This is a genomic window from Paenibacillus sp. FSL P4-0338 (genome assembly GCF_038002365.1).
Classification (GTDB): domain Bacteria; phylum Bacillota; class Bacilli; order Paenibacillales; family Paenibacillaceae; genus Paenibacillus_AQ.
Window position 1 is genome coordinate 692389 of record NZ_JBBOCG010000002.1, and the last position, 13997, is coordinate 706385.

Genomic DNA, 13997 nt, shown 5'->3' on the forward strand with positions numbered 1-13997 from the left:
GCAGGTGAACATTGATGGATTTCTCAATATTAACGAACTACTTCGGACTGTATATGGAAGGCTTCTACGGTACGCTGCTGTCCAGTGTGCTGGCCCTGATCGGCAGCTTCCTGATCGGCGCGGTCGTTGCCGTCTTCCGCATAACTTCGGTCAAGGGTCTGCGCTGGTCCGGTGCGGTGTATGTGGAGTTCATCCGCAACATTCCGCTGCTGCTAGTCGTGTATATTTTCTATTATGGGCCTTCCGCTCTGGGCTTCACACTGGACGGCTTCAAGGCAGGAACCATTGGACTCGCCGTATATACCTCGGCCTTCATCGCCGAAGCGATCCGTGCCGGAATTATGGCCGTGCCCAAGGGACAGATGGAGGCGGCACGTTCCTCCGGTCTTAACTACATACAGACCATGCTGCATATTATTCTGCCGCAGGCGATCAAGCTGGTCATTCCGCCGCTCGGCAACCAGTTCATTAATCTGATTAAGAACTCCTCGGTACTGACTCTGGTGGCCGGTCTTGATCTGATGTACTTTGCTGACGGGATCTCTACAGAGACTTACCGTACCTTCGACACCTACATTTTCGTAGCGGTATTCTATCTGGTGCTTACACTTCCGCTCAGCTACGGCGTGCGGATCTGGGAGCGCCGGCTGCAGCGCAAATATTAAGAAGCATCATTAAAGGACATCTGAAGCTAAAGGAGGGGTATTATGGATTTCATAGGTGCATACTCTGCCGATAATCTGAAGTTTCTGCTGGACGGATTGTATGTGACGCTGATCGTTGCTTTTGTATCGATCTTCCTGAGCTTTATCATCGGCTGTATTATTGGCGTCATCCGCTATTCGAAGGTGCCGGTGCTGTCTCCGGTCATGTTCTACCTGGTGGAGCTGATCCGTAATCTGCCGCTGCTGCTGATCATTTTCTTCATCCGCTTCGCCTTGCCGGAGGTCGGAATCAAGCTCGGACTGATTACTGCGGCCATTGCAGCACTAACCATCTTCGAGGCGGCGATGATTGCCGAGATTGTCCGCGGCGGCTTAATGTCGATCGACAAGGGGCAGATTGAAGCGGCGCGTTCCTCCGGTCTCAGCAATCTACAGACCTTATGGCATATCGTGCTTCCCCAGGGTCTGCGGCGCATGGTTCCGCCACTGGTCAGCCAGTTCATCTCCCTGCTGAAGGATACCTCGCTCGCTGTTGTGATTTCCCTGCCGGAGCTGATGCATAATGCCAACATTGTCATCGGCCACAGCTACAGCTATGCCATCCCTACGCTGGCGCTGGTTGCCCTGATTTATTTTGTCGTCAATTACTTGCTGTCGCTGCTGTCCAGAAGGCTTGAGCACAGAGCGGTATAACCTTAGCCGAATGAGGATTAAGCCATATTCAATCCAGTACGGCTATGATACTATAGTTGTCAACCTCTCTAGGCAGGAGCAGTGGCGATGGGACAATCGATTCTGAGAATGAAGGCGGTACAGATTCTGCTGGTGGCCGCCGTTACTGCGGTAGCCGGAGAATTCAAGATCAACCCGTTTGACGGAGATATCTTCCGCATTGCCATGGGCAGCAGCGCCTTTCTCCTCTTCCTGCTGTTAATGAGGCAGCTGCCGTATATCCGCACAGGCTGTGCCACCGGGGTGGTCGTGCTGCTGTTCCGGACTGCCATGGATATGGTGGAGGGAAGCGGACTGACGGCAGAGCAGAGCCTCAGCAGCCACTTCTCGGCAATGATCTATTACATGGTGTTCGGCGCGCTGATGTATGTCATCAAGAGCCGGATCGACACCTTCCATCCGCTGGTGCTGGGCGCCGTTGCCGCGGTGATCGATCTCCTGTCCAATGAAATGGAGCTGCTGGCCCGCCTGATTGTGCTGGATTCGGCTACCTTCCGGCTGAACGAGTGGACGTACCTGATGGCGATTGCGGTCTTGCGAACGTATTTCACCACCGGGGTATACAGCAGTATCTCTGTCAGCCAGCTGCGTATCCGGGAGCGGGAGCAGCATGAACGGACCCAGCAGATGCTCGGATTCGGCTCCGGCCTGTACGGGGAAGTGTTCTATCTGAAGAAGTCCATAGGCACCCTGGAGCAGGTAACGCTGAACAGCTTTGAGCTGTACACCAAGCTGAAGGACGGGGAAGGCACGGGGCGTTACAGCCGGCAGGTGCTCGACATCACCCAGCAGCTCCATGAGGTGAAGAAGGATTCGCAGCGGATTCTGGCAGGGCTGGTGAAGCTGGTAGAGCGTGAGGTGAACGGGGACATGCCGTTATCGGGCATTCTGCAGTTCGCGGTCAAGAGCAATGGCAAATATGCGGAAATGCTGGGCAAAGAGATTAAGTTCCATATTCACATCACCTCCGATTACACAACCGACAGCTACATTCCTCTATTGACCCTGCTTAACAATCTTACCGCCAATGCGGTGGAAGTCATCCAAGGAACAGGCAGCATCCATCTGAACGCTTATGAGCAGGACGGTATGACGATTCTGACAGTTACTGATAGCGGGACGGGCATCGGGAAGCGTGATCTCCACCTGCTGTTCGAGCCGGGCTTCACAACGAAATTCGATGAAGAGGGCATCGCTGCCACGGGGATCGGGCTCTCACATGTACGGGATATAGTGAATATGTTCGAGGGAAGCATTATGGTTCAGCCGGTATCGCATGCCGGAGGGGCCATGTTCCAGATTACAGTGCCGAGCATGAAGCTGCGGAAGGAGGAATAGAGGATGCCGCTATCATTCTGTATTGTAGATGACGACGCGTCGGCGAGAAGAATGCTGCAGCATATTATTGAGGACAGCGGGCTTGGTGAGGTGACGGGGACTGCAGCGAGCGGACAGGAGGGTATAGCTCTGATACTGAGCGAGACCCCGGACATTGTGCTGATGGATCTGCTGATGCCGGACCAGGACGGGATTGAGACCATCCTCACTCTTCAGGCACAGGGCTGCCGCTCCAAATTCGTCATGATCTCGCAGATTGAGAACGGGGACATGGTCAGCCGCGCCTACAGGAGCGGAATTGAATTCTTCATCCGCAAGCCGATCAACAAGATTGAAGTCGAATCTGTTCTATATAAAGTGAATGAACGTTACGCCATGGGCCGTTATCTGGATGAGATCAAGCTGACGCTGGGCAAGCTGGAGGGCCTGCAGTTCGGACTGCCCCAGCTGCAGCCGGGCAAACGGACCGTCAAGGAGATTGTCCAGCCCATTCTGATGAATATGGGTATGATCTCGGAGAATGGCAGCCGTGATATTATCACGATCATGGAGCTGGCGGTAGCGGAAGGGAAGAGCGGAAGTCTTCCGTCCCTGAAGGAGCTGTATGAGCTGACTGCTGCCAAATACAGACCGGTACCTGTGGAGGCAGCCAAAGAGGTCAAGGCTATTGAGCAGCGTCTGCGCCGCGCACTGGCGGCGGGTCTGACAAGTCTCGCGTCCATCGGTCTGACAGATTACGGGAATCCGAAGTTCGAGCATTATGCGCCGCTGTATTTCGACTTCGAAGAGGTGCGCCTGAAGATGAAGGAGATCGAACAGGGCCGGGATAGCGGCAAGGTGAAGGTGAACATTAAGAAATTTCTGCAGGTGCTGCATCTGGAGGTGCTGGAAGGCTTGGGCCGCTAAGCCGGATACGGGACTATGGGTCCGGGCCTTTCACTGCAAATGGCATCGTCAGCTATAGAGGCAAGACCAAGAAACCTCCGGAGCCGCTGGTCAGCGGGCTGGCGGTTATTTTTTTGCGGGGACATGCTGTACAATGGGAGGAAGCAACTAGAACAGCGCAGCTCTGCTGCGGATTGCCTACATAGGGCGGAGGACTTATATTATGATACGAACACTTGCCGTAACGCCTACGGGTGAGGTGCTGACCGATCTGCTGCTTCAGGATATCGTACTGGACGATTATTCCTGGATCTGGGCGGATTTCGCTATGCCAACGGAGGAAGAAACCTTGAAGCTGGATACTTATTTTCATTTTCACCCGCTGGCAATTGAAGACTGTATGCATGTCTTGCAGCGGCCGAAGCTTGATTATTACGAGGATGTGCAGTTCTTCGTGCTGCATTCGCTGAATGAGCGGACGCTGGAGGCCGAAGAGATTGACCTGTTCCTCAGCCCGAAATTCCTCGTCTCCTACCATCATCAGGACAAGCCGGAGATGGAGGAAGCGTGGCAGATGGTCAAAGCTGAGATTCATAGCCGCAAGGGCTGGTCGGGCGGACCGATGGCCGCTGCTTACACTGTGATGGACAAGCTGGTCGACAGGTATTTCCCGTCCTTGTATACGCTGGAGGATGAACTTGCGGATCTGGAGAGCCAGGGCGGCAACGAATCGGTGGAAGAGCTGATGAGCCAGGTCTTCAATGTACGCGGAAGGCTGCTGAAGCTGCGGCGGACGATTGTGCCGATGCGTGATCTGATGTACCGGATTGTCAATTCGCAGCATGTGCAGAGTAACGGGGAGGAGCGGGTCTACTTCGGCGATATCTATGATCATCTGCTGAAGCTGACCGACATGATTGAAGTTGACCGGGAAATGACCGCCGACCTGCGTGACAGCTATATCTCGCTCAACTCCAACCGGATGAACTCCATTATGAAGACACTCACGGTGATTACCACGGTATTCATGCCGCTGACGCTGATCGCCGGAATCTATGGAATGAACTTCAGGGTGATGCCGGAGCTGGAATGGAAATACAGCTATTTCGCAGTGCTGCTGCTTATGCTGGTGCTGGGAATCGGAATGTTCGGCTGGTTCCGGCGGAGCGGCTGGTTTAAGTAACGGGAAAAGCGCGTTAAACGCCGCCGCTTAGGAACGGCGGCGCTTAACGGAGGAAGGCCCGCCGGATTTACGCTTTTTGGAGGTGGTATTGCGGCGCTTCGGGACGGAGCGTCTTTTTTTGCGCCGTTTGGGGCTATAGAGGGCTGCATCCTCCTCGGCGGCGAGCTCTCCCGCTCCGCTTCCCTTGCCTTTGCCAAAGCCGCCCATCACAAGCTTCACCATCGGAGCCATCTGTGAGAAGCCCTGCATTACCTTCTGCACCTTGCCCATGGTGTTGACGATTCCGTCAATACCGCCCATCCGGTCAACGATTCCCTTGATCTGTTCCATATTCGCCAGACTTCCAAGATTGCCGAGTCCGCCAAGCAGGCCTCCGGCCTTCGCAGTAGAAGCTTCTGCAGCAGGGAGCGCGAGGGTCGTATCGGTGACTTCAGCGCCATAAGCAGGCAGCAGCTCAGGTTCTCCGGGAAGCGGGGCAGGTGTATAAGCAGATAGTCCCGGGTAGGGTGACGGATTGTAGGGTTCAGCCAGGGAACGGCCTTGCTGGCGGGAATGATTATAGTAATGCTGAGGCATAGGATCACATTCCTTCGTTAGTGGTTTGCTATACTGTATGTCATGGGCGAACAGACGGTATAGACGAATGCCCGGGTAACCGGGATACTAGCGGAAAAGGGCGAATGCCTATAGAGCGGCAAGCGGAAGTGAAGAAACCGTGTCCATGCTTGATTTCGCACGGTTTTGTAGTACTATGAGTAAGGCGGTCTAACCTGGAAGCCGGAAGTAGATTAGAATTAACCCCAGTGATGGTGTACGCCAGGGGTGGACGTTTGTCCATCGATTTCACTCTTTACAGCGTGAAACCGTTAATGCTTGAAAAATGTGCTCCAGTACAATATAGTAGAGGCAAGATAGTCACATTAAGTTAATGTTTAGGGGATGATAGGGCGATGCAGCTAAAGAAGCTAAACGATAAAAGTATCGATCAATTATTTGAGGCTATTTTAACATTGAAAAATATGGAAGAATGTTATGTATTCTTTGATGATCTGTGCACAGTGAACGAAATTCAATCGCTCTCGCAGCGCCTTGAGGTTGCGCGGATGCTGGGCAAGGGGTCTACATATAATCAGATCGAAGCCGAGACGGGGGCCAGTACGGCTACAATTTCCCGCGTGAAGCGCTGCCTGAACTATGGCAATGACGGTTATAAGCTTACGCTGGAACGTCTGGGCCGATAATCTATGGTTCCGGGTGTATTGTTAATCAGTCACGGCTCCCGTGATCAGGCCTGGGTGTCGATGGTAGACGAGGCAGTGAGCCATCTCACGTTCCGGGAGGAGCTGCCGGTGGCAGTGGCTTTCCTTGAGCTGGTAGAAGGACGATTGATACAGGATGGAATCGATAAGCTGGAACATGCAGGGGTCACAGATATTATTGTGATCCCCTTGTTTGTTTCTTCCGGCAGCACGCATGTCGATGAGATAGAGTATGCGCTGGGCGCTAAGCCGGTTCCTGAGCGGGAGACCGACCTTGCGCCGTTCAGGGTTGCCGCGAAAATTCACTATGGCTATCCTGTCGATGATGATCCCGATATTGCGCAGATGCTGTGGGATAAGATTCGGGAACTGTCAAAGCATAACGGGCGGGAGATGGTGCTGCTGGTCGGACACGGCAGCAGGCATGACGGCTTCCGGCAGCGCTGGGAGCAGGGCATCTCTTCACTTGCCGCGCGGGTACGGGAGATAAGCGGGCTGGATGCAGCTGATTACGGGCTGCTGAACCCGGACAGTATAAGAAGCCGGGTGGAGCACTGGCAGAAGCAGGGCTATGGTGTGTTGGTAGCTCCGCTTTTTTTGAGTGAGGGGTACTTCACTAAGGTGGTTATTCCGCAGCGGCTGGAAGGGTTAGATTATGCCTACTCCGGCCAGACGCTGCTGCCGCATCCGCTGCTGCCGCGCTGGATTCAGCGGCAGGTGGAAGCAGTGCTCCAGCGCCTGGAGGCTTGAGGGTCAACGTTAATTCGTAAGCGGGTAATGAAGCTGATTATAGGGTGCGCCCAGTGTTCCATGTAGCCATGGTTACCACTGCTGCATACATATATCTATACTTTCTGCCGATCTTCTAAGCTTGGAGCCCGGGCGGAGGGTATACTTATATTCCTCCTCAGTTCCTCCGACATTGCTTGTGGGGTACAGAATTGGGTATAATCAGTAAAGTTATCCATTATATAAACAGGTGGCGTTCCGGTAATGAAAACTGCGAGATTGATTTATAATCCCACTTCTGGACGGGAAGAAATGAAAAGACGACTCGCCGATATTCTAGACCGGCTGGATATGGGCGGTATCGAAGCTACCTGCCATGCAACAACGGGAGAGGGCGATGCTACTGCGGCTGCAGCCCAGGCTGTGGAACGCGGTACTTATGATCTGATCATAGCTGCCGGAGGCGATGGTACGCTTAATGAAGTGATTAACGGGATGGCGGAGAAGCCGAACCTTCCCCCGCTCGGCATATTGCCGCTGGGAACGACGAATGATTTCGCGCGGGCCATGGGTATTCCGAAGAATTGGGAGGAAGCCTGCGACCTGATTCTGCGTCAGGAATCGCGCCTGATCGATCTCGGCAAAGCCAATGACCGTTACTTCATTAATATAGCAGGCGGAGGGCAGCTGACGGAGCTGACCTATGAGGTCCCCAGCAAGCTGAAGACCATGATGGGTCAGCTCGCCTATTATCTGAAGGGGATCGAGAAGATGGCCAGCCTTGCTCCGCAAGAGCTGTACATCCGCGCGAACGGCCAGGAGATGATCCATGACGAGTTCATGCTCTTCCTGATCGCCAACACGAATTCAGTCGGCGGTTTCGAGAAGCTGGCCCCGGGTGCGCGTATCGATGACGGCCTGCTCGACGTTATTGCCGTTAAGAAATGCAACCTGGCCGAGTTCATCCGGCTGGTGCGTCTGACCATCCGCGGAGATCACCTGAATGACAAGAAGGTTATCCATTTCCGCACCGATGCCATGGAGGTTACCTCTCCCGGCCACGTACAGTTGAACCTGGACGGCGAGCTTGGCGGCACCCTGCCGGGCAACTTCAGCATCCTGCCGCAGCATCTGCGGATTTTCGCGCAGAATTAATCGTGAAGAACATGAAAGAAGTGAACCTATACACATGAATAAACAACGCAGTAGGCGCAGCGCAAGCCGCCGGGAACAAGGGGCGGCCCCTGTCGCCGGTCTGCCGGTGAATAAGAACGATGAGGTCCTGCTCGATATTATCGGCATGACCCATGAAGGTGAAGGGGTAGGCCGCGTAGAGGGCTTTACCCTATTTGTGCAGGGCGCTCTTCCCGGTGAGAGAGTCCGGGCCAGAGTGCTGAAGACCAAGAAGCAGTATGGCTACGCCAAGCTGCTGGAGCTAGTGCAGGCCAGCAGCGACCGCATCGCGCCGCCTTGCCCGATCTATGATCAATGCGGCGGCTGCCAGCTGCAGCATATGGATTACACCGCGCAGCTCGCGTGGAAGCGGCAGTTGGTGGTGGACAACCTCCAGCGGATCGGGAAGCTGGAGGTGGCCGGTGCAGTTAGTGGAGGAGCGGCGAGTACAGATGGAGCAAGTGCATCAGGGACTCAAGGCGAAGGCATCCGCGTGCTGCCTACACTCGGCATGGACGAGCCATGGCGCTACCGCAACAAGGCCCAGGTGCCTATCAGTGTGACCGAAGGCGGTCTGGTCGGCGGCTTCTATGCACGGGGCAGTCACCGGATCATCGACATGGAGACCTGTCTGATCCAGCATGAGGACAACGACAAGGTCGTTGCCACCGTCAAGAGCCTCGGCCGAGAGCTAGGCATCACCGCCTATGACGAAGAGACCGGCCGTGGCCTGCTCCGTCACGTTGTGGTGAAGAAGGCGTTCCGCACCGGCCAGATGATGCTGGTGCTGGTCACGAACGGCCGGGATATCCCGCATCTGGATGCTTGGCTCGGTAGTATCCGTGAGCAGCTTCCGGCGGTGGTCAGCCTCTGCCAGAATATTAACACGCAGAAGACCAATGTCATCTTCGGCAACGATACCCGTGTCCTCTGGGGCAGCGAGGTCATCTATGACTACATTGGAGAGGTGCAATTCGCCATCTCGGCGCGCTCCTTCTACCAGGTGAACCCGGCCCAGACTGAGGTGCTGTATGGCAGAACTCTGGAATACGCTGCACTTACCGGCAAGGAAACCGTGATTGATGCCTACTGCGGCATCGGCACCATCTCCCTGTTCCTGGCCCAGCACGCGGATCAGGTGTACGGAGTTGAGATCGTCCCTGAAGCCATCGAAGACGCCCGTGCCAATGCGAAGCTGAACGGAATGAACAACGTTAAATTCGAAGTCGGCGCTTCGGAGGATGTCATCCCCGCTTGGAAAGAGCAGGGCATCACTCCCGATGTCATCGTCGTCGATCCCCCGCGCAAGGGCTGCGACCCGCGCCTGCTGGAGACTATCCTGCTGATGCAGCCGGAGCGTGTCGTCTATGTCTCGTGCAACCCGTCTACCCTGGCCCGCGATTTGCGGGTGCTGGAGGATGGGGGATACCGGGCGGTGGAGGTCACGCCGGTGGATATGTTCCCGCATACGGTACATGTGGAGTGTACAGTGTTACTAAAATTGAAAGGGGCTAATGACTAAGCCCCTTGTAGTAATTCGCCTTTTCCTTGAGGTTGGGCAATGTTGTAGTGAATCTTGATGAAGTAGGCACGGAATCTCTCTTCCGTGTCTTTTTGCATTTCGAGAATGGATTCCAATTCAACTTTTCGTTTCATAATTCCTTGCTGTTCGGATTGGATGCGTTCATTTTGGACGGTAAAAGCATCAAGGGTTAATGCCTGATTTGAGAAGAGGGCAAGGTCATTCTGCCTAGCGAATTGCTTTTTGTTGTCGCGGCATAGTTTACCGTTGTCTGTTCCGTACAAAATTTTCCTCAATGCTATGGTACGTACATCCAAAACGAACAAAGAATTCGTGCATTCTCCTTGTGTACCAGTATATGGTAGTATGACTATGACTGCATTAAAATGTTCAAGGGACAAGGGGAAATACGAATATTACGTTGGGGAGGTTACAGTATGATTTATGTAGTTCGACACGGACAAACAGATTTGAACAAAGAGAGAAGACTCCAAGGTAGACTAGGGTTGCCATTAAATGAAGTAGGTATCAATCAAGCGGAACTTTTAAGGGATAAACTTAAGAATACAAAATTTGACTATGTCTTTTCTTCCCCACAAGAAAGAGCTATCCAAACTGCTGAGATTGCAACAGGTGCTAAAGCGATAATTGATAAGAGACTGGATGTATTCGATTTAGGTGAAGCCGATGGATTAAAAAAAGGCGATGTAAAAATGGTCGGAGTAGTACCTGATACGAGGGTTTATAAAGGCGTTGAAGAAATTAAGACCTACATATCAAGAGTCTTCAACTTTATGAATGAACTTGAAGCTAAATACAGTTTAAGAAATGTGAATATTTTAATATCAGGTCACAGATGTACTACTGGTTGTATTGGAGCTTATTTTGAAGGTATTCCCGAAGACGGGAATATTTTAAGATTTTCATCTGACAACGGACACTACAAAGAATATATTTTTAATTCGGTGCTAGTAAGGAACGACTAATAGTTGAGATGTATTGGCGAAAATAAAAAAAAACAGTAATTGATTAACCAATCGTTATGAAGAAAACCGAGACGTTTTATCAAAAGCCCACTCCTTTGGGAGAGGGCTTTTCGTCTTTCAGTAAATTCGGAATCCAAGCTTAGGGAGCAGATATTTGCTTTTTCCAATCGACCTTACCGTAATCAGCTCGGCTCCTTGAGCAAAGGCATCTTCAACAGCAGCGATGACCCCTGCCGTAGCGACTCCTCTTCGGCGGAAGGCGTCTGATACAGCAACAAATTCCAGGGAGAAAACCCCATTGTGATTTAAAAGAGATGACACCCCTGCCAGTGTTCCTTGATCATACACATTAAAGCACGTTAGAATACCTTCCTGGCATACCGGGTAATGAAGCTCGGGATGAATAATGGGATACCCTTGGTGAATAACGAAGTTGCAAAGCAGCGCCCAGAGCTTGAAATCTTCAGCATTGTTAACCTTATGTACCGTTATATGGTTGGGATTCCTGGGATATTCGGGCTTCTCTGCGGCCAGCAGAGCCATACCGGCCTCCTCCTCGTTCGGCTCTGGCAATGGCTCCGGTCTGGGTTTACCCTCCCCAACATACTGCATCAATCGCACGGAGGGATACATTCCCCAGAATATATGCTCCTTGTAGCTTTTGATCTCCTGTACAAGGCGTAATGCTTCGGGCTCGGGCAAATGTTCAATTTGAATGTTATAGATCGACGTTCCCCCATGGTATCCCTTTTTGGGATGGATCATTGTATAATGAGGACGTTGTTCGTTCTCCATGTGTTCGGATTTCCCCAGAATATCCAAATAAAACGTGCCGCCCTCATCAATATGGCTTCTTATGATTTGCGGGTTCATCTTCATTCTCCTCTGCTGGATTTTTGTGAATGCGTTTTCTGATCAGCCTGATTATACTAAAGAGGGGCAGAATCAACCTTAACAAATTGTGCTCTTTGTGCCAGAAATGAATTCGTTAGCCGGGATCACAGACTTGGGGGGAACATGTGAGCGAGAATGATCGGATAGGGCATATCCAGAATACCGTTGATTGTATTGAAGCGAATATGTATCAACATCTATCCATGGAGGATATATCCGGACAGGTGTACTTGTCCAGGTACCACCTTCAACGGATTTTTAAGTCTTTGACCGGGCGCGGCATTATGGAGTATGCTCGTTCCCGGAAGCTGACGGAAAGCTTGTACGAGTTGATCCATACCGATGACCGAATTGTGAGTATTGCCGAAAAATATGGATTCGAGTATGAGCAATCTTTTACAAGGGCCTTTAAAGGCGAGTTCGGCTTGTCTCCTTCCGAATATCGAAGAAGCCCGCGCCATGTTCCAATTACGCCCAAGGCAGATCCTTCGCTCCTTATTGAATTGGATCATGCCCTGCTCGTAAGGCCATTTCATGTTTTTCGGCCTGCCTTTGAGCTTGGCGGTCTGCTGCATCAGGTGAGTATCCAGGAAAATCTGCAGGAGTTTAAAGCCACTAGCCTGGCTGTTGAATTTTTCCACGGGCATCGTTCAAGGATCATGCAGCCTGTCAATCCAAACGTTTATTACGGGTTTACCTTTTGGGGAGAAGAAAGGGGCCAGTATACCTACTACTTATCCAGTATGGAGATTGGAAAAGACAGCGCTTTGCCCATCGATATGAAGCGGCTTGTCGTTCCCGCCGGCAGCTATACGGTTTTCCGGTTTATAGGTTTTTTTCCTCCGGAGGAGTTGACATGGGAACATCTGCTTGAATTTTGGGATTTCAAGGATGATTTTTTGACAAAGAACAAGCCGATTGATTGGGAGAACCACTTTCATTTTGAGTATGTAGATAGGAGTCTGTGTACCCAAGATTATTGTGAGCTGGACTACTATGTGCCGGTCGTATAGGTATAGGAAAAAAACGAATACATGCAAATGACAAAGTCATCACACGCCTTTATTGAATGGAGAAAGGAGGGGGAATATGGAAATAACACTGGAAGGATATTATGAAGGAGCTTATACAAATAACTCAGCTGGAATCGCATTAATTGCAATCAAAAATTCGAATGTGGTATTCGAAGATTATCGTGGTCTTGCCAACTGCGAACATGGCATTCCTATTACGTCCAGTACTGTATTTAACGTTGGATCTGTATCCAAGCAGTTTACAGGTATCGCCATATTGCAGCTTATTGAAAGCAAAAAGCTTTGTGAACAGGATCTGCTGGTAAAATATATACCCGAGTTGAAGCATTACGCAGATGAAATCACGATTTATCACTTGGCGCATCATGCTTCCGGCTTGGCAGACTATAATGATTTGCTTTGGAAAAAGGCAAGAAACAACGCCCTGTACTCTACAAATGCCGAGGTTTTGAGTCTGCTTGAGGCCCAGCAGCAATTATGCTTTAAACCGGGCAGTAAAATGGAATATTGTAATTCCAATTACGTACTGTTGGCGATCATTATTGAGAGAATTATGAATATGAGCCTTGCTGATTATATGAAAAGAAATATTTTTGATGCAGCAGGCATGAAGCATACTTTGGTTTTTGATGAAAAACAACCTGTTGTTCCCAATAGAGCCTACGGATATGAGCAACATGAGAGTGACTTGAAATGCTATTATGTCGATACACTTGCAACAGGCTGTGCAAATGTATTTACCTCAATTTCAGATATGAAGCTATATGACGATATTCTGTATGGCAGTAAATTATTGGGTCAGGATATTAAAAAACGGATTTACGAAGAGGGTATCCGTTCGGACGGGGAAGTGCTGTCCGATTCCTGCGGCGGTTACAGCTATGGCTGGATGATCCAGAATAAGTGTGGACAAAGGACACTTTGGCATACGGGCGGAGATGCCGGATTCAGAAGTATTTATGTTAGATTTTATGAAAAACGGTTCAGTGTCATTTTATTTTGCAATTGCAGCAATCTTAATTGGACCAGCATCTATAAGCTTGTGAATGACTTATATTACAAGTTCAATCATGATGAATAAGTTTTAACGTCAAGCTATAACAACCTCTAGCCACGGAGAATCAATACATTTTGAAAATTTAGTGCCGCGTAGGAGTTTGTTATTAGAAAGGCTTTTTAGCATCTCAGAATTTCTCATTTCATAAGCAAACTAAAAGTACAGATCCCAGCCGATGATAAGTGCGCTGAACAGCAATGCTGAACAGCCGGACAGCGCATATAGGATTGTTCTTCGTTTGCCGTTCTTTTGCTTCCACAACTTAAGTCCAAGCAGTACGATATAACCGGCTGTCAGCACAACATAAACGATGTTCAATATTAGGTGGATGCGAAGGGCTGGATAGGTCGAGTTATTCAAGGTTCTATAGCCCAGAATTGCGGTGTTCGCAATAAAGACAAGTCCTGCAGCATTTATCGAAAGATAGTGTTTGTTCAACGGGGCAGGCAGTTTCGCCGTTTTTTTGAACCTGTGAACGACCCATCCGATTAGGCCGCGTGTATCCTTGAATTCTGCTTCTCCCATCGGCAACTGCTGGAT

The 13997-nt window shown here is 50.8% G+C and carries 16 protein-coding genes; 12 read left to right on the top strand and 4 right to left on the bottom strand.

Annotation, left to right across the window (positions count from 1 at the left end; genetic code table 11):
• Positions 1–14: 14 nt before the first annotated feature.
• The 5 genes from MKZ07_RS27040 to corA all read left to right on the top strand — a co-directional run bounded on the left by MKZ07_RS27040 (position 15) and on the right by corA (position 4803).
• The gene (locus MKZ07_RS27040; RefSeq protein WP_036693248.1) at positions 15–665 is read left to right on the top strand and encodes an amino acid ABC transporter permease; all 651 of its coding nucleotides are present in this window, start codon (positions 15–17) and stop codon (positions 663–665) included.
• A 42-nt stretch (positions 666–707) separates the two neighbouring features.
• The gene (locus MKZ07_RS27045) at positions 708–1358 is read left to right on the top strand and encodes an amino acid ABC transporter permease (RefSeq protein ID WP_341028662.1); all 651 of its coding nucleotides are present in this window, start codon (positions 708–710) and stop codon (positions 1356–1358) included.
• Between the two features lie 87 nt (positions 1359–1445).
• A complete protein-coding gene (locus MKZ07_RS27050) occupies positions 1446–2735 on the top strand; it encodes an ATP-binding protein (protein ID WP_341028664.1) in 1290 nt (429 codons plus the stop codon).
• A 3-nt stretch (positions 2736–2738) separates the two neighbouring features.
• Positions 2739–3641 carry a response regulator gene (locus tag MKZ07_RS27055; protein ID WP_036693240.1) on the top strand — a complete coding sequence of 301 codons (903 nt, stop codon included), beginning with the start codon at positions 2739–2741 and terminating at the stop codon, positions 3639–3641.
• A 202-nt stretch (positions 3642–3843) separates the two neighbouring features.
• Positions 3844–4803 carry a magnesium/cobalt transporter CorA gene (gene corA / locus MKZ07_RS27060; protein ID WP_036693238.1) on the top strand — a complete coding sequence of 320 codons (960 nt, stop codon included), beginning with the start codon at positions 3844–3846 and terminating at the stop codon, positions 4801–4803.
• Positions 4804–4830: 27 nt separating this feature from the next.
• Here the strand turns inward: corA and MKZ07_RS27065 are convergent, their stop codons facing one another.
• Positions 4831–5379, bottom strand: a complete 549-nt coding sequence (locus MKZ07_RS27065; RefSeq protein ID WP_036693237.1) for a hypothetical protein — start codon at positions 5377–5379, stop codon at positions 4831–4833.
• Positions 5380–5753: 374 nt separating this feature from the next.
• Here MKZ07_RS27065 and MKZ07_RS27070 point away from each other — a divergent pair, with 374 nt between their 5' ends.
• The 4 genes from MKZ07_RS27070 to rlmD all read left to right on the top strand — a co-directional run bounded on the left by MKZ07_RS27070 (position 5754) and on the right by rlmD (position 9486).
• Positions 5754–6044, top strand: a complete 291-nt coding sequence (locus MKZ07_RS27070) for a YerC/YecD family TrpR-related protein (RefSeq protein WP_019913624.1) — start codon at positions 5754–5756, stop codon at positions 6042–6044.
• A 3-nt stretch (positions 6045–6047) separates the two neighbouring features.
• Entirely contained in the window at positions 6048–6812 is a 765-nt protein-coding gene (locus MKZ07_RS27075; RefSeq protein WP_076158513.1) for a sirohydrochlorin chelatase, read from the top strand.
• A gap of 243 nt (positions 6813–7055) precedes the next feature.
• The gene (locus tag MKZ07_RS27080; protein ID WP_036693231.1) at positions 7056–7946 is read left to right on the top strand and encodes a diacylglycerol kinase; all 891 of its coding nucleotides are present in this window, start codon (positions 7056–7058) and stop codon (positions 7944–7946) included.
• 34 nt (positions 7947–7980) lie between these two features.
• Entirely contained in the window at positions 7981–9486 is a 1506-nt protein-coding gene (gene rlmD / locus MKZ07_RS27085; protein ID WP_341028673.1) for a 23S rRNA (uracil(1939)-C(5))-methyltransferase RlmD, read from the top strand.
• Here rlmD and MKZ07_RS27090 read toward each other — a convergent pair.
• Positions 9483–9770: a hypothetical protein gene (locus MKZ07_RS27090; RefSeq protein WP_162174446.1), complete on the bottom strand. Its 288-nt coding sequence runs from the start codon at positions 9768–9770 to the stop codon at positions 9483–9485. The genes rlmD and MKZ07_RS27090 overlap by 4 nt on opposite strands.
• Positions 9771–9923: 153 nt before the next feature.
• Between MKZ07_RS27090 and MKZ07_RS27095 the strand changes: the two genes are divergently transcribed.
• Complete coding sequence (locus MKZ07_RS27095; protein WP_036693199.1) at positions 9924–10472, top strand: histidine phosphatase family protein; 549 nt, start codon at positions 9924–9926, stop codon at positions 10470–10472.
• 117 nt (positions 10473–10589) lie between these two features.
• On the opposite strand, the gene MKZ07_RS27100 is transcribed toward MKZ07_RS27095, so the two are convergent.
• On the bottom strand, positions 10590–11345 hold the full coding sequence (locus tag MKZ07_RS27100) for a GNAT family N-acetyltransferase (protein ID WP_036693197.1): 756 nt from the start codon (positions 11343–11345) through the stop codon (positions 10590–10592).
• A 146-nt stretch (positions 11346–11491) separates the two neighbouring features.
• Between MKZ07_RS27100 and MKZ07_RS27105 the strand changes: the two genes are divergently transcribed.
• Complete coding sequence (locus MKZ07_RS27105; RefSeq protein ID WP_036693195.1) at positions 11492–12379, top strand: AraC family transcriptional regulator; 888 nt, start codon at positions 11492–11494, stop codon at positions 12377–12379.
• A gap of 76 nt (positions 12380–12455) precedes the next feature.
• The gene (locus MKZ07_RS27110) at positions 12456–13481 is read left to right on the top strand and encodes a serine hydrolase domain-containing protein (protein ID WP_036693193.1); all 1026 of its coding nucleotides are present in this window, start codon (positions 12456–12458) and stop codon (positions 13479–13481) included.
• 129 nt (positions 13482–13610) lie between these two features.
• Here the strand turns inward: MKZ07_RS27110 and MKZ07_RS27115 are convergent, their stop codons facing one another.
• Positions 13611–13988, bottom strand: a complete 378-nt coding sequence (locus MKZ07_RS27115) for a hypothetical protein (RefSeq protein ID WP_036693190.1) — start codon at positions 13986–13988, stop codon at positions 13611–13613.
• Between the last annotated feature and the right edge of the window lie 9 nt (positions 13989–13997).

Bases quoted from the DNA above. Each gene is read 5' to 3' on its own strand.
- MKZ07_RS27070 (WP_019913624.1), top strand. From the start codon at position 5,754: ATGCAGCTAAAGAAGCTAAACGATAAAAGTATCGATCAATTATTTGAG.
- MKZ07_RS27040 (WP_036693248.1), top strand. From the start codon at position 15: ATGGATTTCTCAATATTAACGAACTACTTCGGACTGTATATGGAAGGC.
- MKZ07_RS27095 (WP_036693199.1), top strand. From the start codon at position 9,924: ATGATTTATGTAGTTCGACACGGACAAACAGATTTGAACAAAGAGAGA.
- MKZ07_RS27065 (WP_036693237.1), bottom strand. From the start codon at position 5,379: ATGCCTCAGCATTACTATAATCATTCCCGCCAGCAAGGCCGTTCCCTG.
- corA (WP_036693238.1), top strand. From the start codon at position 3,844: ATGATACGAACACTTGCCGTAACGCCTACGGGTGAGGTGCTGACCGAT.
- rlmD (WP_341028673.1), top strand. From the start codon at position 7,981: ATGAATAAACAACGCAGTAGGCGCAGCGCAAGCCGCCGGGAACAAGGG.
- MKZ07_RS27080 (WP_036693231.1), top strand. From the start codon at position 7,056: ATGAAAACTGCGAGATTGATTTATAATCCCACTTCTGGACGGGAAGAA.
- MKZ07_RS27110 (WP_036693193.1), top strand. From the start codon at position 12,456: ATGGAAATAACACTGGAAGGATATTATGAAGGAGCTTATACAAATAAC.
- MKZ07_RS27075 (WP_076158513.1), top strand. From the start codon at position 6,048: ATGGTTCCGGGTGTATTGTTAATCAGTCACGGCTCCCGTGATCAGGCC.
- MKZ07_RS27045 (WP_341028662.1), top strand. From the start codon at position 708: ATGGATTTCATAGGTGCATACTCTGCCGATAATCTGAAGTTTCTGCTG.
- MKZ07_RS27050 (WP_341028664.1), top strand. From the start codon at position 1,446: ATGGGACAATCGATTCTGAGAATGAAGGCGGTACAGATTCTGCTGGTG.
- MKZ07_RS27055 (WP_036693240.1), top strand. From the start codon at position 2,739: ATGCCGCTATCATTCTGTATTGTAGATGACGACGCGTCGGCGAGAAGA.
- MKZ07_RS27100 (WP_036693197.1), bottom strand. From the start codon at position 11,345: ATGAACCCGCAAATCATAAGAAGCCATATTGATGAGGGCGGCACGTTT.